The organism is Pseudomonas sp. NPDC098747 (assembly GCF_044760045.1).
Lineage (GTDB): Bacteria > Pseudomonadota > Gammaproteobacteria > Pseudomonadales > Pseudomonadaceae > Aquipseudomonas.
This window is the reverse complement of sequence record NZ_JBIWAL010000062.1, coordinates 1-22,212: the sequence shown is the minus strand read 5'-3', so window position 1 is coordinate 22,212 and position 22,212 is coordinate 1. Positions and strand designations below refer to the sequence as shown.

The following is a 22,212-nucleotide window of genomic DNA, read 5'->3' as shown; positions in this document are numbered from 1 at the left end:
TCTACCTTTGGGAGAGGGTTAGGGTGAGGGCAAGCAGACTCACATGTGCCATCCAGGAGAACCAGCCCAACCATGTCCACACCTCAACGCACTGACTATCCGCACTTCCAGCCCATCACCACCCGCTGGCATGACAACGATGCCTACGGCCACGTCAACAACGTCACCTATTACAGCTTCTTCGACACGGCGGTGAACACCTACCTGATCCAGGTCGGTGGACTGGATATCCATGACGGTGAGGTGGTGGGTTTTGTGGTCAGTTCGGCGTGCGATTACTTCGCCTCGATTGCGTTCCCGGACTTGATCGAGATCGGTTTGCGGGTCGGCAAGTTGGGTAACAGTTCTGTGCAGTATGAATTGGCGGTGTTCAAGGTCGGCGAAAGCGAGGCGTGCGCGGCGGGGCGCTTCGTGCACGTGTTTGTGGATCGAACGACAAATCAGCCCACGCCAATTCCCGCCGGCTTGCGCCAGGCGCTGGAGCGGTTGGTGGTTTGATAAAGCAAAAAAGATCGCAGCCTACGGTAGCCCCCACATAAATCCGTGTAGGAGCTGCCGCAGGCTGCGATCTTTTGATCTGCCTGCCGCCAATCAGCGATTAACGGTGGCGAGAGTACTTGTGATGCTTGCGATGACCATAGGCATGGCCGCGACCACGGTGGTCGTCGCGATAGTAGCGACGGTCGTCGTGACGGCGATCATAGCGACGATCATCGTCGTCGCTCTTGTTGCCCATGTAGTTACCCAGCGCGCCGCCAGCACCACCGCCGGCTGCGGAGCCGATCAGGCTGCCGGTGGTGCCGCCCATGCTGCGGCCAACCACGTTACCGCCGGCTGCGCCCAACGCACCGCCAATGGCCGCTTCGCCACGGCTGCGTTTGTCTGCGCCGACCGCGCTACCACCCGCGCCGCCCAAGGCTGCGCCGATGGTGGAACCTGTATTGCCGCCTAAAGACTGACCGACGACCGAGCCAAGAACCCCGCCCAATGCGCCGCCCACACCTGCTTCGGTGGTGCCGCCTGCAGACGCAAAACCACTGACCAGGCCAAGGGACAACAAGAGAATCGAGGAGAACTTCATAGATAAGCCTCAAAGGGATGACGGCGCCGATCCTGAGGCTGTGTAACAAGCGTGACAACCGAAATCCGACGAATAGCACGACTTGTATACAATTGTGCAAGTTGCTGTTTTAACTACGGAACTTAAGCGATTTTCGCCGGTCTTTAGCTACTTCGGACAGGCCGCTTTTATGAAAAAGCGGCCTTTTTTGTGGGCGATGGGAAAGTGCTTGAGCTTAGAAGTGCATTGTCTGAACCGACGCCTTCGCGAGCAAGCTCGCTCCCACATTGGAATGCATTTCAAATGTGGGAGCGAGCTTGCTCGCGAAGGTGCCAGTACAAACGCCGTATCAAGCAGACTTGGCCATGATCAACCCGCTCTCACTCGCCGCTTCCAAGCGGATGGCGATGAACTTCGAGGTCGGCGTATGGCTGCCATCGCCAGTGCTTTCCAGCGGCACCAGTGGGTTCACTTCCGGGTAATACGCAGCGGCCTGGCCGGCAGGAATATCAAACGCCAACAGCGTGAAGCCTTTTACCCGACGCTCGCGACCGTCGTCCCAGATCGACACGATGTCAGCCTTCTGCCCCGGACGGAAGCCTAGGCGAATAATGTCGGCCTCGTTGGCGAACAGCACATCACGCTGGCCCTTCACTCCGCGATAACGGTCGTCGAGGCCATAAATCGTGGTGTTGTACTGATCGTGCGAGCGCATTGATTGCAGGATCAGATCCGGCAATTGCCCGGTGGCGCGGGTGCGTTCGTGGACCAGATCCTTCGGCAGCATATTCGCGCGGAAATTGGCGCGGCCCGACGGGGTGTTCCACTTGCGCGCGCCGGCGCTGTTGCCGAGGTAGAAACCACCCGGGTTTTTGATCTTTTCGTTGAATTCCTTGAAGCCCGGGATGGTGTCCGCGATCAATTCGCGGATACGCCCGTAATCGGCCACCAGCCAGTTCCAGTCCACCGGTTTGCTGCCCAGGGTCGCAGCAGCGATACCGGCGACGATCGATGGCTCTGAGCGCATCTGGTTTGACAGCGGCTGCAACTGACCGTTGGAGGCGTGAACCATGCTGAACGAGTCTTCCACGGTGACCGCTTGCGGGCCTTCAGCCTGGATGTCGATGTCGGTGCGACCGAAGCACGGCAGGATCAAGGCGTTTTTACCGTGAGCCAGGTGGCTACGGTTGAGTTTGGTGCTGATCTGCACGGTCAGGTCGCAATTGCTCAGCGCCTCGAACGTGCGCGGGCTGTCCGGCGTGGCTTGGGCGAAGTTGCCACCCAGACCAATGAACACCTTCGCGCGGCCCTCGGCCATGGCGTGGATCGCCTCGACCACGTTGTGCCCGTTGTGACGCGGCACCTTGAACTGGAAGCGCCGCTCGAGCGAATCAAGGAACGCCACCGGAGGACGCTCGTTGATGCCCATCGTGCGGTCGCCTTGCACGTTACTGTGACCGCGAACCGGGCACAGACCGGCGCCGGGTTTGCCGATGTTGCCGCGCAGTAGCATCAGGTTGGCGATTTCCTGAATGGTCGGCACCGAATGGCGATGCTGTGTGATGCCCATCGCCCAGCACATGATCACGTTTTTGCCTTTGGCGTACATGCGCGCCGCTTGTTCGATCTCGACCAGGGTAAGCCCGGATTGCTCGACGATCTGTTCCCACGGCGTGTCGTCGACGACACCGAGGTATTCCAGGACGTTGGCGCTGTGTGCATTGAGGAAGTCGTGATCGAACACCGCCGGCGCGCCAGCCTTCTGCGCATCGCGTTCCCATTGCAGAAGGAATTTGGCCATGCCGCGCAGCAGCGCCATGTCTCCGCCCAATGCCGGGCGGAAGTACGCGGTGTTGGTTGGTTTGTCACCGTTGGTGAGCATTTCGATCGGGTGTTGTGGGTGCTGAAAACGCTCCAGACCGCGCTCTTTGAGCGGGTTGACGCACACCACCTGAGCGCCGCGCTTTACCGCTTCACGCAGGGGTTCGAGCATCCGCGGATGGTTGGTGCCGGGGTTCTGGCCCCAGACGAAAATTGCGTCGGCGTGTTCGAAATCATCGAACGTCACGGTGCCTTTGCCGACGCCAACACTTTGCGCCAACGCCACGCCGCTGGCCTCGTGGCACATGTTCGAGCAGTCGGGAAAGTTGTTGGTACCGAAGGCGCGCACGAACAGCTGATACAGATACGCCGCTTCGTTGCTGGCGCGACCCGAGGTGTAGAACTCGGCTTGATCCGGGCTCGACAGACCTTGCAGGTGTTTGGCGATCAGCGCGTAGGCATCGTCCCAGGCAATTGGTTTGTAACGGTCGGTCTCGGCGTCGTAGACCATTGGCTCGGTCAGACGACCCTGATATTCAAGCCAGTAGTCGCTCTGCTCCAGCAACGCGGTGACGCTGTGTTTGGCGAAGAATTTCGCATCCACCCGGCGCTTGGTCGCTTCCCAGTTCACCGCTTTGGCGCCGTTCTCGCAGAACTTGACCATGCCGCTTTCCGGGGAATCGCCCCACGCACAACCCGGGCAGTCGAAGCCGCCGTTCTGGTTGGTCTTGAGCATCATGCGCAGGTTTTTCAGCGCGTTGTCGCTGGTCAACCAGGCCTGAGCCACGCTGATCAGGGCACCCCAACCGCCGGCTGCGCCTTTGTAAGGCTTGTAGCGCGGGACAGGTTTCTGGTCGGCTTGATGATGTTGGCTCACGCTTGATTCTCCATCGCGGGGCTATACACCCGCGGCGCATTTTTCTGCGGCAGGTGGATGAGATTGAGGTTGTGCTTGCGGGCCCATTGCACGGCAAGGCCCGTAGGCGCGGACAGGCTGACCAGGGTCTGGATGCCGGCGCGCAAAACTTTCTGGATCAATTCGAGACTGCAACGGCTGGTGACAATCGCCAGCCCGCCATCTGTGGATATCTTCTGGCGAATCAGCCCGCCGATCAGTTTGTCGAGGGCGTTGTGGCGGCCGATGTCTTCGCGCCCGAGCAGCAATTCGCCGCTGGCATTCATGAACACCGCCGCGTGCACCGCGCCGCAATGCTGACCGAGCGGCTGGAAGGCGCCGATGCGCTGGCGCAACCCGTCGAGCCATTCAAGTGGCGGCAACGGTGCGCCGGCCAACACCTCGAGATCGGGCAGCGCCTGTTCCACGGCTTCAACGCCGCACAAGCCACAGCCACTGGTGCCGGCCAATTGCCGACGCTGGGTCTTGAGATTCCAGAACGCGCGATTGGCGATGGTCACTTGCGCGTATTGCGCCGAACCTGCGCCGCTCAGTTGCAGGTCATAGATCTCGTTGGCGTCTTCGATGATGCCGCTGCCAAGGCTGAAACCGACGATGAAGTCTTCCAGATCTGTCGGGGTCACCAGCATCACTGCCTGGCTGATGCCGTTGTAGGCGATCGCCAACGCGACTTCCTCGGCCAGCGCGGTGCTGGTCGATTCCTCAAGGGGTAGATCGCTGTAACTGTAGGTCTGGCTGGCGGCAGGCGCGGGCGTTTCGAGTGCAGGCGCCGCGCAGGTTGGGCGCTTGGCGTTCATGGCATCACCGACGGTTTGAACAACGTTAAGACTAGGCGCGGCAAGTTGTCGCGTCTAATCGCTAATGTTGATCTACCGATAGATGCCGTCGATCAAGACTCGCCTGGCGATTTTTGATACAGCGCAAAACAGGCCTCGGCCAGCGCTGAACGCGGGGTGCCGCGGCGCATGATGAACCCCAGTCGCGCGAGGGTCTGGGCGCTGGCAATCGGCTGCAAACGCAGGTCATCGGTGAGGTTTTCCAGTCCGCCGTCCAGCGGCATGACGGCGCAGCAGAAACCGCCATGCACCGCTTGTAACAATTGATGCACGGCATCGGTTTGCAGCAGCGTTTGTGGCGTCAGGCCACGGCTGTGGAAGTTATGGTCGATTGACTGGCGAAAGTGCATGCCGCTGGTGAGCATGCCCAGCGGCAGCTCGATCAGCGATTCCCAGCTCAACGGTGCTTCGCCGAAGGAGAAAAAACGCTGGTCATACAGCAACCCCATGCGGGTTTCGCTGAAGGCCAGGGATTCAAAGCGCTCACTGTCCAGCCGATCAAGGTAGGACACGCCGATATCGATGCGGTTGTTCGCCAGTTGTTCGAGGATCTGTTCGGAACTCAGCGCCGACAATTCAAAGCGCAAATTCGGGTGTTGCGCGTGCAGACGCTGCATCAACGGTAACGCATCGAAACTCGACAGCGGCACCACGCCCAAGCGCAATGTACCGACCAGATTGCCGCGGCACGCCGCCGCTTCCGCCTGCAAGCCGTCATACGCCGCTAACACGGTGCGCGCCCACGCCAGCACGCGTTCGCCCGGCGCGGTAAATCCTTCGAACCGTTGCCCCCGGTTGACCAGCGGCAGGTCGAGCTCTTCTTCGAGGCTGCGCAGGCGCATCGACAGTGTCGGTTGCGTGATGTGGCATCGCGCGGCGGCCTGGCCGAAATGGCGTGTTTCGTCGAGGGCGATGAGGAATTTCAGTTGCTTGATGTCCATCTTCGCTCCGAAGGGTGTTGGCGGGGGTGGGCGATTCTAACGCTTGTGGGGCGACAGGGTCATTGGTCGGCTTGGAACCGGGGTTGTCATTGGTGGTCTAGGCTTTGACGTCTGGAACCCAAATCAAGGAGTGTGCGCTATGAGTCTTTTTAGCTTTGTGAAAGAAGCCGGTGAAAAACTGATCGATCTGCTGACCCCGGGCAATGCCAATGCCGGTGAGCAGTTGAAGGAACATATCAGCAAGGTCGGGCTGGGCAATCCGAATATTCAAGCGACGGTGGACGGCGACAAGGTCACGGTCACTGGCGAAGTGGCGAGTCAGGAAGAGAAAGAGAAAATTCTGCTGGCAGTCGGCAATATCGAAGGCGTGGGCAGTGTTGATGATCAGATCACTGTGACCGGTGGTGTTGCGACTGCTGCGAAGTTTGTCACGGTTGAAAAGGGCGACACGCTGAGCGCGATTTCCAAGCGCGTTTACGGTGATGCCAACAAGTATCAAAAGATCTTCGATGCCAACAAACCGATGCTCAAAGATGTGAACAAAATCTACCCAGGGCAGACGCTGCGTATTCCTGAGTAACACACAACCCTTGTGGTGAGGGGATTTAGCGAAACGTCGCACCGCTCCGTTCGGCAGTGCAGCAGTCGCAAAAACTTTGCGGCCGCTTCGCGACCCATCGGGGATAAATCCCCTCGCCACAAGGGATCTACAAGTCTGAAATGAGGTCGCGGTAGTCTTCGACTGCGGCAAATTCTGCTGTGTCCTTCGGGCCTTTGCGGCTGTCCGGCTCTTTGACGGCCAACAGGTGCGCCACGCCAAAATCCCGCGCACTGCGCAGAATCGGCAAGGTGTCATCAATAAACAGACTGCGCGCCGGATCAAAATCTATATCGGCCTGCAACGCATCCCAAAACTGCGGATTTTCCTTCGGGAAACCGTAGTCATGCGAGCTGATCAATCGCTCGAAATAGGGCGCCAGTTCAATCCGCTCCAGCTTCAACGACAGCGAATCACGGTGCGCATTGGTGATCATGATCACCCGTTTGCCGGCGCGTTTGATCGCTTCAAGAAAGGTATCGGCGTCGGGGCGCAGGGCGATCAGGTGTGCGGTTTCCTGCTTCAATTCGCGCACTGACAATTTCAGCTCGCTGCTCCAGAAATCCAGGCAGTACCACTGTAACTGGCCGGCATGGCGCTCGAACAGCGGCTGCAACTCCATCTCGGCCATGGCGCGGCTGACCCCGTGCAGTTCGGCGTAGCGCTGGGGCAGGTGTTCCAGCCAGAAATGGTTGTCGAAGTGCAAATCCAGCAGCGTGCCGTCCATGTCCAGAAGAACGGTATCGATGTCGGACCAGGGTAATGAAGGCATGGCAACGTCTCGAGCGGTAGAAAGATATCCGACGTAAACAATCGGGAAAGCCGCGTTATAGTAGCGCGTTCACGCCAAGGAGCTTTGCATGCGCCAGAAACCCACCGTACTTGCCCGCGAGATCGTCGCCACCAGTCGCCTGTTTTGCGTCGAAGAACTCAAGCTGCGTTTTTCCAACGGTGTGGAACGCACCTACGAGCGTCTGGTTGGCAAGGGTGCCGGATATGGCGCGGTGATGATCGTGGCAATGCTTGATGCCGAGCACGCGGTGTTGGTCGAGGAATATTGCGGCGGCACTGACGAGTACGAATTGTCCCTACCCAAAGGCTTGGTCGAGCCGGGCGAAGATGTGCTGGCAGCGGCCGAGCGTGAGCTCAAGGAAGAGGCCGGTTTTGGCGCACGGCAACTGGAGCATCTGACCGAGCTGTCGCTGTCGCCCGGTTACATGAGCCAGAAAATTCAGGTGGTATTGGCCACCGATCTTTATGAAGAATATCTGGAGGGCGACGAGCCCGAGCCGATGCGGGTCGACAAGGTCAACCTGCGTGAACTGTCGGCGCTGGCGTTAAATCCGCAATTCACCGAAGGGCGTGCCTTGGCGGCGTTGTATCTGGCCCGTGACTTGCTGACCCAGCGCGGTTCCTTTCAGCCATGAGTGAGCAATCGATGAATTTTCCCAATCCGTTGATGGCGCCAGTGATTGCACTGGCATTGAAGGCTGGCGAGGCGATTTTGCCGTTCTGGCGCGCAGGAGTAGAGGTCACCGCCAAGTCCGATGATTCACCAGTGACCGCTGCGGATCTGGCCGCGCACCATGTGATCGTGGACGGACTGATCGGGCTGGATCCGAGTATCCCGGTGCTGTCCGAAGAGGATGCCAATATTGCGCAAAGCGTGCGCGCCGGCTGGCAGCGTTGGTGGCTGGTGGATCCGCTGGATGGGACCAAGGAGTTCATCAGCGGCAGTGAGGAATTCACCGTCAATATTGCGTTGATCGAAAACGGCCGGGTGGTGTTTGGTGTGGTGTCGATGCCGACCAACGGTCGTTACTACGTCGGCGGCGCCGGGCTCGGTGCCTGGCGCTGTGACGAGGGCGGTACGCCTGTTGCGATTCAGGTGCGAGATGTGCCGGGGCCAGGTGAGGCGTTTACCGTGGTGGCCAGTCGTCGGCATTCCAGCCCTGAGCAGGAGCGGTTGCTGGCCGGGTTAAGCGCGAGTCTGGGTGAACTGCAATTGGCCAATATCGGCAGTTCTTTGAAGTTTTGCCTGTTGGCCGAAGGTGCGGCGGATTGCTATCCGCGACTGGCGCCGACTTCGCAGTGGGACACGGCGGCGGCCCAAGGCGTGTTGGAAGGGGCGGGCGGTGAGGTGTTGGATTTGCAGGGCGAAGCGTTCTGCTATCCGGCGCGGGAATCGTTGCTGAATGAGTTCTTTCTGGCGCTGCCTGCGAAGGCGGCTTGGCGGGCGAGGTTGTTGGAGCTGGCTCGCGGTTAGATATCAGCCCAGGAAGAACCCTCACCCCAGCCCTCTCCCAGAGGGAGAGGGGGCCGACCGAGTTGTTTTGCGTCGTACATCGACCTGAAAGATCGAGTCGATTATGGATTCACAGCAAGACTGTCAGGTCGGCGTATCTCTCCAGCATCCTACGATCAGTCCCCTCTCCCCCCGGGAGAGGGTTAGGGTGAGGGGCTCTTGATCTTCAGCGGTGCAAAACATACTGCCCGGTAAACCTCACCGCATCCTCATCACTTCCGGCATTGACGATCCGCGTATTCAGCGCCAACCGCGCTCGCCCATAACGCTGATACATCGCCAGAAACTTCTTCCACACCGCCGCATCCGGCGCCGGGCAAATCGCTGTCGCATCCCCCGTTACCGGCAGCGGATAACTGATCTTCCCTTCCTGAATCACGATGTGGCCATCGGTGATCCCTTCTTCCTTCAAGCGCAAATGCAACCAGCCCCAACCGGCCAGCACCGCGCCGCAGTAGAGACTGCCGCCGAACATGGTGCTCTTGTGATTGACGTTGGGCTCCAGCGGTAAATGCAGACTCAACTGCTGCGCCTGCCAGTCGAGCACCTTGAGGCCCATGTCCCGGGTCAGAGGGATGTCGTGATGCAGCACCGACTCCAGGTAGTGAGTGTCCGGGTTCATTCGTTCTCATCCCCATGGCTGCTGTCGCCGAAGTTGAGGCCGTGCTTGCGCAGTTTGTCGTGCAGGGTTTTGCGCGGAACGCCCAGCGCTTCGGCGAGGCTGCGTACCGAGCCGTGGGAGCGCGCCAGTTCGGCGGCGATCAACGATTTCTCGAAGTTTTCCACTTGCTCGCTGAGCCCGCCGCCAGTGATTTGCACCGTGGCGCCGCCGCCCTCGAAGCCACTGTTATCCAGCGCCAGTTCAAGGCCCAGGGCAAAGCGTTCGGCCGCGTTTTGCAGCTCTCGCACGTTGCCCGGCCAGGTATGGCGCAGCAGCAAGGCGCGCTGGGCCGGTTGCAATTCGTGGGCCGGCAAACCGTGACGGGCGCTGGCTTCATCGGCGTAATACTGGAACAGCATCAACGCATCTTCGCCACGTTCGCGTAGCGGCGGAATGCGCAGCGGCGCGACGTTGAGGCGGTAATACAGGTCGGCGCGGAAACGCCCCTGATCGGCAGCCTGGCGCAGATCTTCCTTGGTCGCGGCGATGACGCGGATATCCAGCGGGATCAGCTGATTACCACCCAGGCGTTCGACGACTCGCTCCTGCAGCATGCGCAGCAGTTTCACTTGCACATCCATGCTCATGCTTTCGATTTCATCGAGGAACAAGGTGCCGCCGTTGGCAAATTCAAACTTGCCGATACGGCGCTTTTGCGCACCGGTGAACGCGCCCGGCTCATGGCCGAACAGCTCACTTTCCACCACTGATTCGGCCAGTGCACCGGCATTGATCGCCACAAACGGACCGTTGCGACGGCTCGACAGATCATGCAGCGCACGGGCCACAACCTCTTTGCCGGCGCCGGTTTCGCCGAGGATCAGCACGTCAGCCTTGGTCGCTGCCAGCGCGCCGATCTGCTCGCGCAGGCGCAGCATTGGCGGCGAGTGGCCGACCAGTCGCGTGCTCAATTCGTTGCGATCGCTGAGGGCCAGACGCAGGCTGCGGTTGTCCAGCACCAGGCGGCGCAGGGCCAGCGCGCGGCGCACGCTGTCGAGCAGGGCGTCGCTGGCGAAGGGTTTTTCGAGAAAGTCATACGCCCCGGCGCGCATCGCCTGCACGGCCAGCGGCACATCGCCGTGGCCGGTGATCAGCAGCACCGGCAACTCGGGATCCTGAGCGTGCAACTCGCTCAACAATTCCAGACCGTCCATGCCCGGCATGCGGATGTCACTGACCACCACACCCGGCCAGTCGCGTTCCAGTTGTCCGGCCAAACCCTTGGCTTCGGACAGCGGCAGGATTTTCAGGCCAGCCAGATCCAGTGTCTGGCCGAGGGCCTGGCGCAGATGCGGATCGTCGTCGATCAACACCACCTGAATGCGATTGTCGATGGTCATGCACTTCGATCCTCGGACGGTTGCAGGCTGACCCCGGGCGCGCCGGCACGCAACCGCAGGGTTATCAAGGCGCCACCTTGCTTGTGGTTGGCGAACGACAGTTCACCACCGAAGGCGCGCATCAGGGTTTCACAAATCGCCAAACCCAGACCCAGACCCTGAGTGCGGGTCTTGGTCGTGTAGAAAGGCTCGCTGGCACGGCCGAGGGCTTCCATACAAAAACCCGGACCGTTGTCGCGAATGTACAGATTGACGCCGTCGGCAGTGGATTCGGCACTCAGCCACAATTTGCGCGGCGGGCCTTTTTCGGTGAGGGCATCGAGGGCGTTGGCCAGCAGATTGCCGAGCACCTGGCGCAGGCGGGTTTCTCCGGCCTCGACCCACAGGGTGGCAGCGGGCAGGTCGCGGATCAACTCGACTTCCATGCTGCGCCGACGTTTGGCCAGCAAGGCCAGCGCATCGTCCAGCGCCGGTTGCAGGGCGACGCTTTCCGGGGCGTGCCGATCGCGGCGGGCGAAGGCGCGCAGATGGGCGATGATCGAGGCCATGCGCCCGGTCAATTCGCTGATCAGTTTGAGGTTGCCGCGCGCCTCTTCGGTGCGCTGATGATCGAGCAACACTTCGGCGTTTTCAGCGTAGCTGCGGATCGCCGCCAGCGGCTGATTGAGTTCATGGCTGATGCTCGCCGACATCGTGCCCAGCGCCGACAGTTTGCCGGCTTGTACCAGATCGTCCTGAGCGCGCACCAATTCCTGCTGCGCCTGTTCGCGCTCCAGCACTTCCTGCTTCAGACGACGGTTGAGGCCTTCGAGGTCGCTGGTTCGTTCGGCGACCCGGCCTTCCAGTTCTCGCCGCGCCTTGGCTTCGAAGGCGATGCGCTCCAGATAGTGACGGCGGCGTTGCATCATCAAACCGAGCAGCAACATCACCACCAACAGCGTGGCGCCGCCGATGGCGACTACCGTGCGCACTGGCCGGTCGATCAACGTACGCGGCGCGAGGATGCTGACACTCCAGCCGGTTTCGGCGATGTCGTGGGTTTGCGTCAGCCACGCGTTGGGGCTGAGATTCAGCGGTCGCGGCTCGCGGGTCGGGTAGGGCTGGATCGCGGTGATCGCCGAACGCTCGGCATCGCTCAAGACACGGGTCGAGCGAAAGCGCCATTCCGCGTGCGACGTGAGGATGACCACGCCGTTATGGTCGGTCACCAGCAGTTGTTCCGGGGTTTTACCCCACAGGCTTTCGGTATGGTCGAGATCGACCTTGATCACCAGTACGCCGATGATTTTTTCACCGTTGCGCACGGCGGCGGCGAAGAAGTAACCGCGTTTGGCCGACGTGGTGCCGAGACCGAAGAACCGTCCAAGACGCCCGGCCATGGCTTCGCTGAAGTACGGGCGAAAGGAGAAGTTACGACCGACGAAGCTGTCGTGTTTGTCCCAGTTCGACGCTGCGAGCGTTTGCCCGGAGGTGTCCATCAGGTACATGACTTCGGCACCGGTTTGGGCAGAGATGTTCTTCAATAGGCGGTTGGCATTGCCTTGAGTGACGCCATCGTCCGGCGCCCCGAGCACGGCGCGCAGGGCCGGCAGGTCGCCGAGAATCTGCGGCAATACTTCATAGCGGTGCAGGGTGCCCAGCAGGTTGGCGACGTACAAGTCGAGGGTCTGACGGTTCTGCCCGGCCAGTTCGCTGCGGTAATAGCGCTCGGCCAGATGTTCCAGCGGCCACAGCAGCGGCGCCAGACACAATGCCAGCAGGGCGAGGCTGCGCCAGCGAGGTCTGCGGGGGAGAGGTGGTTTCATATGCAGGATGCGCCTGGGGTGACAGGCGCATTATGCCTAGGCTCAGGCGAAGACGTCAGCGTCCTTGAGGAGCGATGCAGCTTCATCCTTGGCAGACAACTTCGGTGCCTCACCGGCCAGTTGCCAGTCGATACCCAGATCCGGATCGTTCCAGCGAATGCTGCGCTCGGCCGAAGGCGTGTAGTAATCAGTAGTCTTGTAGAGGAACTCGGCGAACTCGCTCAGCACCACAAAACCATGGGCGAAACCTTCCGGTACCCACAGTTGACGATGATTATCGGCCGAGAGGCGCACGGCCACCCATTTGCCGAAGTTCGGCGAGCTGCGGCGGATATCCACGGCCACATCGAGCACTTCACCGACAGTCACGCGGACCAGTTTGCCCTGGGTGTTTTCCAGTTGGTAATGCAGACCACGCAGCACGCCTTTTTGCGAGCGCGAGTGGTTGTCCTGGACAAATTGAGTATCCAGGCCGGTTGCATCCTGGAAGGCCTTGGCGTTGAAGCTCTCGTAGAAGAAACCGCGCTCGTCACCGAACACCTTCGGTTCGATGATCAGAACACCGGGTAAGTCGGTGGTGATGACATTCATAAGGATTTCCAGTGGTAGGGGTGAATGGCCGACATTCTTGCGCAAAGTGCTGCCGGATGCGAGTGCTCGAATAACCACGATAAAGGGTTGCGTATCCTCTGGAGCAATGGCGATATAAGCGCCTAATAAAATTTCAGGGGTCGTTTCATGTCGCTCGCCACGTTGATTCATCGCGCCAGTCTGCCCAGTCCGCAAGTCAGCGAGGCGCAGGCCCTGCAATGGCTGGCCGAACATTACGGGCTCAGTGGCACGTTGCAAGCCCTCGGCAGCCAGCAGGATCTCAACTACCGCGTTGACAGTGCACGCGGGCGGTTTGTGCTGAAAATCTGCCGGGGCGATTACGCCCTGGTGGAATTGCAGGCCCAACACGCCGGCCTCAAGTATCTGGCCGAGCATTCTGATGTACAGGTGCCACGGGTGATCGCGGCCAATAACGGTCAGGATTTGCTGTCGCTTGAGGTCGACGGTGAGGCCGTCCATGTGCGGCTGCTGGATTACATCGAAGGCCAGTCGCTGACGCACCTCGATCACTTGGGCCATGCAGTGGTCGCCGGATTTGGCCGGCTCTGCGGCGAGATGGACCTGGCCTTGGCCGGGTTCGACCATGCGGGTCTGGAGCGAACGTTGCAGTGGGACGCGCGCCACGCCAGCGCCTTGATCGCTCATTTGCTGCCGGTGATCGAGGACGAGCAGCAACGCACGTTGATCGCCGCCGTCGCCGAACAGGCCGAGCGCCGTTTGCAGCCGTTGCTGGGCCAACTGCCGGTGCAGGCGATCCACATGGACATCACCGATGACAACGTGGTCTGGCAGCGCGACGCTCAGCGCCACTGGCAAGTGCAGGGTGTCATCGATTTCGGCGATTTGGTGCGCACCTGGCGTATCACCGATCTGTCGGTGACCTGCGCGGCGTTGCTGCACCATGCCGGTGGCGATCCGTTTGTGATTCTGCCGGCGGTTCAGGCCTATCACGCGGTCAATCCGCTGCAACATGAAGAACTGCAAGCGTTATGGTCGCTGATCGTCGCCCGTGCGGCGGTGCTGGTGCTCAGTGGCGAGCAACAAGTCAGTATCGATCCGGATAACACCTACAGCCGTGACAACCTCAGCCACGAGTGGGAGATTTTCCGCGTCGCAACATCAGTGCCGTTGGCGTTGATGGAGGCGGCGATTCTCAATGCGGTGGGGCAGACATTGTCGGCAATCAACAGCGAAAGTTTCGCACCTTTGTTGCCAGAGCTGGTCGGGCGCGAATTTGCGTTGATTGATCTCGGCGTGCTCAGCCCGCATTTCGAGGCAGGCAACTGGGAGCACGACGGCATCGATCAACGCCTGCTGAACGAAGCGGCGGTCGCCCATGTTTTGGCGGCGAGCCGCTATGGTCAGTACCGTTTGTCGCGCACCCGGCCGGACAGCGCTGATGAACCGGATACCTTCCCGCTGCACGTCGAGTTGCGCGTGCCGAATGGCACTGCGGTGGAGGCGCCGTTTGCCGGCGTGTTGCATCAAAAGGCAGACGGGGCACTGCAACTGGACGGCCCGCAGCTTAGCGTTCGTCTGTGGGGTGTGACGCCATCGCTGCGAGGTGGCGCGGCACTGGTCAAAGGTCAGGTGCTGGGTTCAGTCAGCGCACCCTTGATCGTGCAACTGATCCGCGGCGCGCAACTGGATGCGCCGCTGTTCTGCACGCCGTCCCATGCGCCGGCGTGGCAGGCGTTGTGCCCGTCGCCGGCAGCCTTGCTGGGATTGGCCTGCGATGCCGAGCCGGAGCTGGATTCGCAAACGTTGCTCGAACGCCGCGATGCCAGTTTCGCCCGCACGCAAAAACATTATTACGTCGATCCGCCACGCATCGAACGCGGCTGGCGCAATCACCTGATCGACATGCAGGGCCGTTCCTACCTCGACATGCTCAACAACGTGGCGGTGCTCGGTCACGGCCATCCGCGCATGGCAGCGGTCGCGGCCCGTCAGTGGTCGCTGCTCAACACCAACTCGCGGTTCAACTATGCGGCGGTGGCCGAATTTTCCGAGCGCTTGCTGAAGCTGGCGCCGGAGGGCATGGATCGGGTGTTTCTGGTCAACAGCGGCAGTGAGGCCAATGATTTGGCGATTCGTCTGGCGTGGGCCTACAGCGGCGGTCGAGACATGATCAGCGTGCTTGAGGCCTATCACGGCTGGACCATCGGCGCCGATGCGGTGTCAACCTCGATCGCCGACAACCCGAAAGCCCTCGAAAGCCGTCCGGACTGGGTACATCCGGTGCCCGCGCCGAACACCTATCGTGGCGAGTTCCGCGGCCTCGATTCGGCGCCGGACTACGTGCGCAGCGTGGAACACCATCTGGAAAAAATCGCCGAACAGAAACGCCAATTGGCCGGGTTCATCTGCGAGCCGGTGTATGGCAACGCCGGTGGCATCTCGCTCCCACCGGGTTACTTGCAGCAGGTGTATGCGCTGGTCCGCGCGCAGGGCGGTGTTTGCATTGCCGACGAAGTGCAGGTCGGATACGGGCGCATGGGCCATTTCTTCTGGGGTGTCGAGGAGCAGGGCGTGGTGCCGGACATCATTACCATGGCCAAAGGCATGGGCAACGGTCAGCCACTGGGTGCGGTAATCACCCGCCGGGAAATCGCCGAGGCGCTGGAAGCCGAGGGTTACTTCTTCTCGTCGGCCGGCGGCAGTCCGGTGAGCTGCCAGATCGGCATGGCCGTGCTGGATGTGATGGAAGAAGAAAAGCTCTGGGAAAACGCTCAAGTGGTCGGTGGCCACTTCAAGACGAGGCTTGAAGCGTTGATCGATAAACATCCGCTGGTCGGTGCAGTGCACGGGTCCGGTTTCTATCTGGGCGTGGAGCTGATCCGTAATCGCGAGACGCTGGAGCCCGCGACTGAAGAGACCACGTTGCTCTGTGATCGTCTGCGCGAGCTGGGGATTTTCATGCAGCCCACCGGCGATGACCTGAACATTCTCAAGATCAAACCGCCGATGGTGACCTCGCGTCAGAGTGTGGATTTCTTCGTCGATATGCTTGATCGAGTGCTCACCGAAGGCTTGTAATCCCAGTGATTTTCCTTGTGGGAGCGAGCTTGCTCGCGAAAGCGGTGTGGCAGTCGACATCTAATTCGGCTGGCACGACGCTTTCGCGAGCAAGCTCGCTCCCACATTATCTGTGCATTGTTAATTCGATTTGTATCGGTATTAGATCGGTTTTTTTAGACAAAATGTATTTAACGAGCTTTTAAAGTCGATATTTATCGGATATAAAGTCGCCATTGCTCCGGCATGGCGATGGCTGTCCGGTGCGCGCGTTTTTTCTCTTCGGTCGAATCCTCGACCGTCAAAGCACTTGCCCGGAGATAATTAATGAGCCGTATCGTTACCGTCGCCGCCACTCAGATGGCCTGTTCGTGGGATCTGGAAGCCAACCTCGAAACTGCCGAAAGACTGGTGCGCGAAGCCGCTGCCAAAGGCGCGCAGATCATCCTGATCCAGGAATTGTTCGAAGCGCCGTATTTCTGCCAGAAGCCCAACCCGGACTATCTGCAACTGGCCACGACGGTTGAAGAAAACGTCGCAATCAAGCATTTCCAGAAAATCGCCAAAGAACTGCAAGTGGTGTTGCCGATCAGCTTCTACGAGCTGGCCGGGCGTGCGCGGTTCAACAGCATCGCGATCATCGATGCCGATGGCAGCAACCTCGGGATTTATCGTAAAAGCCACATCCCGGACGGCCCGGGCTACCACGAGAAGTACTACTTCAACCCGGGCGATACTGGCTTCAAAGTGTGGAACACCCGTTACGCGAAGATCGGCGTGGGCATCTGCTGGGATCAGTGGTTTCCGGAAGCAGCGCGCAGCATGGCCCTGCAAGGTGCGGAAATTCTGTTCTACCCGACCGCCATCGGCAGCGAGCCGCACGACAAGAGCATTTCGTCGCGCGATCACTGGCAGCGCGTGCAGCAGGGGCATGCTGGCGCCAACTTGATGCCATTGATCGCCAGCAACCGCATCGGCAACGAAGAACAGGACGGCTACGACATCACCTTCTACGGTTCATCGTTCATCGCCGACCAGTTCGGCGAAAAAGTGCAGGAGCTGAATAAAACCGAAGAAGGTATTCTTGTGCACACTTTCAACCTCGACGAGCTGGAACATATTCGCAGCGCGTGGGGTTCATTCCGTGACCGCCGGCCAAATCTGTACGGCGCGTTGAAAACCCTCGACGGTTCCCTGGAGTCCTGATCCTGATGACCACATTGAAAAGTACCCCACGCGCCGACGGCTTCTACATGCCGGCCGAGTGGGCGCCACAAACGCAGACCTGGATGATCTGGCCGGAGCGCCCCGACAACTGGCGTCTGGGCGGCAAACCGGCGCAGGCCGCACACGTTGCAGTGGCCAAAGCCATCGCCCGTTTCGAGCCGGTGACCGTTGCCGTGTCCGCTGGCCAGTACGAAAACGCTCGCGCGCGGCTCGACGTACCGAATATCCGCGTGGTCGAGATGTCCAGCGATGACGCCTGGGTACGCGACAGCGGCCCGACGTTCGTCATCAATAACAGCGGCGAAGTGCGCGGTGTGAACTGGGATTTCAACGCCTGGGGCGGGTTCGACGGTGGCCTGTACGCGCCGTGGAATCGCGATTCGCAGGTCGGCGGCAAGATCCTCGAGATCGAGCGCAGCCCGCGCTATCGCACCGAAGGTTTTGTGCTTGAAGGCGGTTCGATTCACGTCGACGGCGAAGGCACCTTGATTACCACCGAAGAATGCCTGCTCAACCGCAATCGCAATCCGCACCTGGGTCGCGAAGAGATCGAAGCGGTGCTGAGCGACAATCTGGCTGTGGATAAAATCATCTGGCTGCCGGACGGTTTGTTCAACGACGAAACCGACGGCCATGTGGATAACTTCTGCTGCTACGTGCGTCCGGGCGAAGTGCTGCTGGCGTGGACCGATGATCCGCAAGATCCGAACTACCCGCGCTGCCAGGCGGCAATGAAAGTGCTGCAAAGCAGCACCGATGCCAAGGGCCGCTCATTCACAGTGCACAAAATGCCGATTCCGGGGCCGCTGTATGCGACCGAAGAAGAGTGCGCTGGCGTCGATCCGGTGGATGGCTCGCAGGAGCGTAATCCGAGCGTGCGCCTGGCCGGTTCCTACGTGAACTTCCTGATCGTCAACGGCGGCATCATCGCGCCGAGCTTCGACGATCCAATGGATGCCCCGGCCCGGGAAATTCTGCAGAACCTGTTCCCGCAGCACGAAGTGGTCATGGTGCCGGGCCGCGAACTGTTACTGGGTGGCGGCAATATTCACTGCCTTACCCAACAGCAGCCAGCGCCGCACAAAGAGTGAGTTGAGTCGTAACAGCTTGAGCTGATTAATAAATCAGCCAAGCAATGATTAGTTCGCTATGTACGTACAGACGCCCGCAGCCCGACAGGACTGCGGGCTTCTTTGTATCCGCTTGTCGACAAATCGGAAACCTTGGCACAGCTCTTGTATTTACCCCGGTGCACTAAGGAGGGAGGAGAGCTTCAACAGTTCTGTCATAAACCTTGGATACCTTAGCCGCTCATGACCGGGGAGAGAGCGCCGAAATGAACGTCGAAGTGAACGTAGTCAGCGAGCGAATGTTGCATCCCATGGCCGTAAACGGCGAATCGCTCCAGATGGTCGCGCACTTTTTGAAGTCCAATGGAACGCGTCAGATCAGACAACCTGATCCGCGCCGGATGATGATCGAGCGCTACCCCGCTGACCTGTTCAGCGAGGCCGAACTGGAAGCGTTGTGGGCTGTGATGCAAGGATAAGAAAAACAACAGGGATTGGTAAAAGCGCTGCCGGGATGGCGGCGCTTTTTTATGCGTGTTGGAAATCCATTGTGAACACTGAACCTGTGGGAGCGAGCTTGCTCGCGAAAGCGGTGGGTCAGTCAACAACTGCTTTGAATGCCTGTCCGCCTTCGCGAGCAAGCTCGCTCCCACAGGGTTTACGATGATTAGAAACTATAGGTACCCGTCATCACCACGCTACGCGGCGCCCCCGGCATGATCTGCGCAGCACTTGTCGCCGACGCGTAATACTCGCGATCAGTGATGTTGTTCAGCGCCGTACGCAAATCCCAGTCCTTGAAGCGATAACCGACCAGCGCATCCCAGCGGCCATAGCCCGGCAGTACGGTGGTGTTGGCGTTATCGGCATAACGCTGGCCGACCAGGGTCAGGCCGGTTTCGCCGTACCAGCCCATTTCCGGTTTCCAGGTCAGGAACAGACTGCCATTGTGCTTGGCGACGTTGTTGATGCGTTTGCCTTCCAGACCGTTGTTGTCCTTCTCTATCTTCGCATCCTGCATACCGACGCCACCGCGCACGTACCAGTTGCCAACGATGTTGCCGGTGGCGGTCAGTTCGATCCCGCGTGAGCGTTGCAGACCGGTCATGATGGTCAGGGTCGGATCATTGGGATCGGTGGTGCGACGGTTGTAGAGCTCCAGGTCATAAATCGCCAAAGTTGTGCTGAGGCGATCATCGAGCCAGTCACTCTTCACACCGATTTCTTTCTGCTTGGTCAGCTCGGGGCTCAGGTCGTTGGTGTTGCCGGCCGCTCCCGGCGTGATGCCGATCAGACCACCACCCACTGGCGAGAAGGTCTTCGACCACGACGCGTAGAAGGAGTGATTCTGCAGCGGCGTCCAGACCAGGCCCACGCGCGGGCTGGTGCTGTGGCTGTCGCGATCTTCGGAAATGTTGCGCAGCTTGTTGGTCGACTCGATATCAAAGGTGTCGTAGCGCAGACCGCCGAGCAGTTGCCATTGATCGTTCAGACGCAGTTGATCCTGCACGTAGACCGCGCGGCTCTCGACTTCGGTATGGCTGCTGCTGGAGATCTGCATGGCGCCGGTGTGGCGCAGATCGCGGTTCGGGTTGAACAGGTCAAGCGCCGGGCCTGGCTGCGCGCCTGGCGTTCTGCCGGTGGCGGCGTTGTACAGCGTCGGATCGCGACGCTGGCTGCCGATTTCGATACCGGTCAGCAAACGATGCTCAAGGCCAAACGTATCGAAACCACCTTCAAGCTCAACGTTGTTGTAGACGTTGCGGGTGGTCAGATCCTGCTGCCAATGCTGGCGCGTGACCTTGTTAGTCGCGGGCGTGTAACCGGTGAGGTAGGTGTTGTCGAAATCGCTGTCGAGCTTGAACACGCCGAGGGTCTGGCGCAGTTGCCAGTTGTCGTTGATTTCGTAAGTGAGTTTGGAGCGAAGCGATTGCGACTTGTCGTCGATGAAGTCGTGATCGTTGCCGTAAGTCGTATCGCGGCCAACATCAGCTGGGCGCCCGTTCACTCCCGGAATGCCGCGATCGGGTGTGCGGTTGTAGCGGCTGTATTCGTATTGCACCAGCCAGTTCAGATCGGGCGTCAGTTGCCAGCTCATCGACGGTGCGAACAGTTGGCGGTTACCGCTGACGCCATCACGAAAGCTGTTTTCATCCATGTTGCCCATGTTCAGGCGCAGGCTGATGTTGTCGCTCGGGTCGGTGCTGAGGTCAGCGTACAGGCTACGCAAGTCTTCGCTGCCACCCTGTGCTTCGATGGTCGAGCGGCGGCCGGCCTCAGGCGCTTTGCTCACGCGGTTGACGATCCCGCCCTGACTGCCACGGCCGTACAAGACAGCCGCCGGGCCTTTGAGCACTTCGACGCGTTCGATGTTGTGCAAGTCGCGCTTGTATTGGCTGTCGTCACGAATACCGTCCAGATAGAAGTCGTTGCTGGCGTCGAAACCGCGGATACGCAAACTGTCGAAGCGGGTGTCAGCGCTGCTGCTGACGTTGGGCATGCCACTCAGGGCATCGCCGATGTCGTTGGTGCCGTAGTTGGCGACGTTCGACGTTTTGATCGAATCAATGGCCTGCGGCACATAACGCACCGGGGTCGAGGTGCGGGTGGCGGTGTTGCTGACCTTTACGCGCGGATCATCGGCTTGCGCTTCAGCGCTGATGGCGGTGGCGGGTAATTCGGTCGCGCAGTAGGCAAAACCGCTGGACAGAAAAGCAGAAAGCCCAAGGGTGACGGGCGTAAGACGGAACGGGGCAGGCATTGAAAAGCGCATCCGAAAGGTTGGAAGAATCAAGTGCGCGAATGGTAATGCTTTGCATTTACTTCCGTTAATTATTCCTGAGAAGTACCCTTGTCTGATTGTTTCAATTTGTGTCGAACTTGATACAAGTTGACCTCTTGGACAATTCGCCCGATTCACGAAACAGTCTGAGAGCCATTACGGCGTTTTTCCGCATTGGTCTAGGGACTAGTCTGCCGGCATCGATTTTTCCCACTTCTACGCCGGAGTTTTCTGATGGTCCTTCACTATATTTACGACCCATTGTGTGGCTGGTGCTATGGCGCTAAACCATTGGTGCAAGCCGCGCAGCAGGTGTTGCCGGTGAACGCTCATGCGGGTGGAATGATGAGCGGCGCCAGCCGCCAGAGTGTTTCGCCGCAGTTGCGCAATTACGTCATGCCACATGATCGGCGCATTGCCGAAGACACCGGGCAGCCGTTTGGCGAGGCGTATTTCGAAGGTTTGCTGCGTGATCACACGGCTGTCTTTGATTCGACGCCACCGATCGCTGCCGTTTTGGCTGCAGAGGCGACCGACGGCCATGGTCTGGAAATGCTCGGGCGTTTGCAGACGGCGCATTACGTGGAAGGGCGGCGAATTGCCGATGAATCGGTACTCTTGGCACTCGCCGTACAGATGGGCTATGTCGGAGAAATCTTTCAGGTTGCGTTTAAATCCGTGGATACCGAGCAACATATAAAAGCCAGTCGCGCTCTGCTGGCAAAGCTCGGTGGGCAGGGATTCCCGACGCTCGCGTTGGAACAGGACGGCCAGTTCACACTGATCGATATCAGTCCCTGGCTGGGCAAGCCGCAGGCCTTTGCCGATTGGTTGGGGCAGGCGATTGGCGGCGATGGTACTGGTGAGTCTTCCGCGCTTTGTAGTCTCGACGGTTGTGCTTGATACGCGCTGGATTCACTGATTTAGCGCATTTCCGTGCAAGGAGTCAGCTGGAAATTTACGTTTCTTAGACGATTTTCGCCTATTTAAAGACGATTCTTGAAATTGACACAATGTTAAGGGCGCGGCTACGATTCGGCCCAACGCCTGTGGCCAACCGCCATGACTCAAAAATAATAAGAAGGCCCGCTACGACTTTGTCGTGGGCGGGCCTTTTTGTTTCGGGTGTCGCGTCCTGAATAAGGTTTACACCTTCTGGCTTTTTATCAGGAGGGCGCAATGGATACGGGCGGAAGACGCAGTCAGAGAGATTACACGCT

19 protein-coding genes are annotated in these 22,212 nt (G+C 59.7%); 9 read left to right on the top strand and 10 right to left on the bottom strand.

Annotated elements, in window-relative coordinates:
- Positions 1–72 precede the first annotated feature (72 nt).
- Positions 73–498: an acyl-CoA thioesterase gene (locus tag ACIQVE_RS25400; protein WP_402813743.1), complete on the top strand. Its 426-nt coding sequence runs from the start codon at positions 73–75 to the stop codon at positions 496–498.
- 100 nt (positions 499–598) lie between these two features.
- Here ACIQVE_RS25400 and ACIQVE_RS25395 read toward each other — a convergent pair whose 3' ends face one another.
- From ACIQVE_RS25395 to ACIQVE_RS25380, 4 genes are all read right to left on the bottom strand, one after another.
- Positions 599–1,081 carry a glycine zipper domain-containing protein gene (locus ACIQVE_RS25395; RefSeq protein ID WP_200614135.1) on the bottom strand — a complete coding sequence of 161 codons (483 nt, stop codon included), beginning with the start codon at positions 1,079–1,081 and terminating at the stop codon, positions 599–601.
- Between the two features lie 328 nt (positions 1,082–1,409).
- Positions 1,410–3,758, bottom strand: coding sequence for an FdhF/YdeP family oxidoreductase (locus ACIQVE_RS25390; RefSeq protein ID WP_402813740.1), 2,349 nt, complete (start codon positions 3,756–3,758; stop codon positions 1,410–1,412).
- The gene (fdhD, locus tag ACIQVE_RS25385; protein ID WP_402813737.1) at positions 3,755–4,594 is read right to left on the bottom strand and encodes a formate dehydrogenase accessory sulfurtransferase FdhD; all 840 of its coding nucleotides are present in this window, start codon (positions 4,592–4,594) and stop codon (positions 3,755–3,757) included. The genes ACIQVE_RS25390 and fdhD overlap by 4 nt, the downstream gene beginning before the upstream one ends.
- Positions 4,595–4,686: 92 nt before the next feature.
- Complete coding sequence (locus ACIQVE_RS25380) at positions 4,687–5,574, bottom strand: LysR substrate-binding domain-containing protein (RefSeq protein WP_402813735.1); 888 nt, start codon at positions 5,572–5,574, stop codon at positions 4,687–4,689.
- 139 nt (positions 5,575–5,713) lie between these two features.
- Here ACIQVE_RS25380 and lysM point away from each other — a divergent pair, with 139 nt between their 5' ends.
- Positions 5,714–6,154, top strand: coding sequence for a peptidoglycan-binding protein LysM (lysM, locus tag ACIQVE_RS25375; RefSeq protein ID WP_402813733.1), 441 nt, complete (start codon positions 5,714–5,716; stop codon positions 6,152–6,154).
- A gap of 127 nt (positions 6,155–6,281) precedes the next feature.
- On the opposite strand, the gene yrfG is transcribed toward lysM, so the two are convergent.
- Positions 6,282–6,944: a GMP/IMP nucleotidase gene (gene yrfG / locus ACIQVE_RS25370; protein WP_402813730.1), complete on the bottom strand. Its 663-nt coding sequence runs from the start codon at positions 6,942–6,944 to the stop codon at positions 6,282–6,284.
- An 88-nt stretch (positions 6,945–7,032) separates the two neighbouring features.
- Between yrfG and nudE the strand changes: the two genes are divergently transcribed.
- Together nudE and cysQ are read left to right on the top strand one after the other, a co-directional pair.
- Entirely contained in the window at positions 7,033–7,599 is a 567-nt protein-coding gene (gene nudE, locus ACIQVE_RS25365) for an ADP compounds hydrolase NudE (RefSeq protein WP_402813728.1), read from the top strand.
- Between the two features lie 11 nt (positions 7,600–7,610).
- The gene (cysQ, locus tag ACIQVE_RS25360; protein ID WP_402813725.1) at positions 7,611–8,438 is read left to right on the top strand and encodes a 3'(2'),5'-bisphosphate nucleotidase CysQ; all 828 of its coding nucleotides are present in this window, start codon (positions 7,611–7,613) and stop codon (positions 8,436–8,438) included.
- Between the two features lie 205 nt (positions 8,439–8,643).
- Here the strand turns inward: cysQ and ACIQVE_RS25355 are convergent, their stop codons facing one another.
- Genes ACIQVE_RS25355 through rfbC form a run of 4 tightly spaced genes read right to left on the bottom strand, consistent with a single transcriptional unit; the run spans position 8,644 to position 12,874 of the window.
- Positions 8,644–9,099 carry a thioesterase domain-containing protein gene (locus tag ACIQVE_RS25355; RefSeq protein ID WP_402813722.1) on the bottom strand — a complete coding sequence of 152 codons (456 nt, stop codon included), beginning with the start codon at positions 9,097–9,099 and terminating at the stop codon, positions 8,644–8,646.
- Entirely contained in the window at positions 9,096–10,478 is a 1,383-nt protein-coding gene (locus tag ACIQVE_RS25350) for a sigma-54-dependent transcriptional regulator (protein ID WP_402813719.1), read from the bottom strand. Before ACIQVE_RS25350 ends, ACIQVE_RS25355 begins: the two co-directional genes overlap by 4 nt.
- Positions 10,475–12,283: an ATP-binding protein gene (locus ACIQVE_RS25345; protein WP_402813716.1), complete on the bottom strand. Its 1,809-nt coding sequence runs from the start codon at positions 12,281–12,283 to the stop codon at positions 10,475–10,477. Before ACIQVE_RS25345 ends, ACIQVE_RS25350 begins: the two co-directional genes overlap by 4 nt.
- A gap of 42 nt (positions 12,284–12,325) precedes the next feature.
- Positions 12,326–12,874 (bottom strand): dTDP-4-dehydrorhamnose 3,5-epimerase, encoded by a 549-nt coding sequence (gene rfbC / locus ACIQVE_RS25340; RefSeq protein ID WP_402813713.1) that lies wholly within the window; start codon positions 12,872–12,874, stop codon positions 12,326–12,328.
- 147 nt (positions 12,875–13,021) lie between these two features.
- Between rfbC and ACIQVE_RS25335 the strand changes: the two genes are divergently transcribed.
- From ACIQVE_RS25335 to ACIQVE_RS25320, 4 genes are all read left to right on the top strand, one after another.
- A complete protein-coding gene (locus ACIQVE_RS25335; protein ID WP_402813710.1) occupies positions 13,022–15,934 on the top strand; it encodes an aminotransferase in 2,913 nt (970 codons plus the stop codon).
- 306 nt (positions 15,935–16,240) lie between these two features.
- A complete protein-coding gene (gene aguB / locus ACIQVE_RS25330) occupies positions 16,241–17,119 on the top strand; it encodes an N-carbamoylputrescine amidase (protein WP_402813707.1) in 879 nt (292 codons plus the stop codon).
- Positions 17,120–17,124: 5 nt separating this feature from the next.
- The gene (aguA, locus tag ACIQVE_RS25325; protein WP_402813704.1) at positions 17,125–18,231 is read left to right on the top strand and encodes an agmatine deiminase; all 1,107 of its coding nucleotides are present in this window, start codon (positions 17,125–17,127) and stop codon (positions 18,229–18,231) included.
- A 245-nt stretch (positions 18,232–18,476) separates the two neighbouring features.
- Positions 18,477–18,689 carry a hypothetical protein gene (locus ACIQVE_RS25320; protein WP_402813702.1) on the top strand — a complete coding sequence of 71 codons (213 nt, stop codon included), beginning with the start codon at positions 18,477–18,479 and terminating at the stop codon, positions 18,687–18,689.
- A gap of 188 nt (positions 18,690–18,877) precedes the next feature.
- Here the strand turns inward: ACIQVE_RS25320 and ACIQVE_RS25315 are convergent, their stop codons facing one another.
- Complete coding sequence (locus ACIQVE_RS25315; RefSeq protein WP_402813699.1) at positions 18,878–20,971, bottom strand: TonB-dependent receptor; 2,094 nt, start codon at positions 20,969–20,971, stop codon at positions 18,878–18,880.
- A 255-nt stretch (positions 20,972–21,226) separates the two neighbouring features.
- Here ACIQVE_RS25315 and ACIQVE_RS25310 point away from each other — a divergent pair, with 255 nt between their 5' ends.
- Positions 21,227–21,895, top strand: a complete 669-nt coding sequence (locus tag ACIQVE_RS25310; protein ID WP_402813696.1) for a DsbA family protein — start codon at positions 21,227–21,229, stop codon at positions 21,893–21,895.
- Positions 21,896–22,212: the final 317 nt, after the last annotated feature.

Coding starts and splice junctions, on each gene's coding strand:
- ACIQVE_RS25400 (WP_402813743.1), top strand. CDS start 73: ATGTCCACACCTCAACGCACTGACTATCCGCACTTCCAGCCCATCACC.
- ACIQVE_RS25395 (WP_200614135.1), bottom strand. CDS start 1,081: ATGAAGTTCTCCTCGATTCTCTTGTTGTCCCTTGGCCTGGTCAGTGGT.
- fdhD (WP_402813737.1), bottom strand. CDS start 4,594: ATGAACGCCAAGCGCCCAACCTGCGCGGCGCCTGCACTCGAAACGCCC.
- ACIQVE_RS25380 (WP_402813735.1), bottom strand. CDS start 5,574: ATGGACATCAAGCAACTGAAATTCCTCATCGCCCTCGACGAAACACGC.
- lysM (WP_402813733.1), top strand. CDS start 5,714: ATGAGTCTTTTTAGCTTTGTGAAAGAAGCCGGTGAAAAACTGATCGAT.
- yrfG (WP_402813730.1), bottom strand. CDS start 6,944: ATGCCTTCATTACCCTGGTCCGACATCGATACCGTTCTTCTGGACATG.
- nudE (WP_402813728.1), top strand. CDS start 7,033: ATGCGCCAGAAACCCACCGTACTTGCCCGCGAGATCGTCGCCACCAGT.
- cysQ (WP_402813725.1), top strand. CDS start 7,611: ATGAATTTTCCCAATCCGTTGATGGCGCCAGTGATTGCACTGGCATTG.
- ACIQVE_RS25355 (WP_402813722.1), bottom strand. CDS start 9,099: ATGAACCCGGACACTCACTACCTGGAGTCGGTGCTGCATCACGACATC.
- ACIQVE_RS25350 (WP_402813719.1), bottom strand. CDS start 10,478: ATGACCATCGACAATCGCATTCAGGTGGTGTTGATCGACGACGATCCG.
- ACIQVE_RS25345 (WP_402813716.1), bottom strand. CDS start 12,283: ATGAAACCACCTCTCCCCCGCAGACCTCGCTGGCGCAGCCTCGCCCTG.
- rfbC (WP_402813713.1), bottom strand. CDS start 12,874: ATGAATGTCATCACCACCGACTTACCCGGTGTTCTGATCATCGAACCG.
- ACIQVE_RS25335 (WP_402813710.1), top strand. CDS start 13,022: ATGTCGCTCGCCACGTTGATTCATCGCGCCAGTCTGCCCAGTCCGCAA.
- aguB (WP_402813707.1), top strand. CDS start 16,241: ATGAGCCGTATCGTTACCGTCGCCGCCACTCAGATGGCCTGTTCGTGG.
- aguA (WP_402813704.1), top strand. CDS start 17,125: ATGACCACATTGAAAAGTACCCCACGCGCCGACGGCTTCTACATGCCG.
- ACIQVE_RS25320 (WP_402813702.1), top strand. CDS start 18,477: ATGAACGTCGAAGTGAACGTAGTCAGCGAGCGAATGTTGCATCCCATG.
- ACIQVE_RS25315 (WP_402813699.1), bottom strand. CDS start 20,971: ATGCCTGCCCCGTTCCGTCTTACGCCCGTCACCCTTGGGCTTTCTGCT.
- ACIQVE_RS25310 (WP_402813696.1), top strand. CDS start 21,227: ATGGTCCTTCACTATATTTACGACCCATTGTGTGGCTGGTGCTATGGC.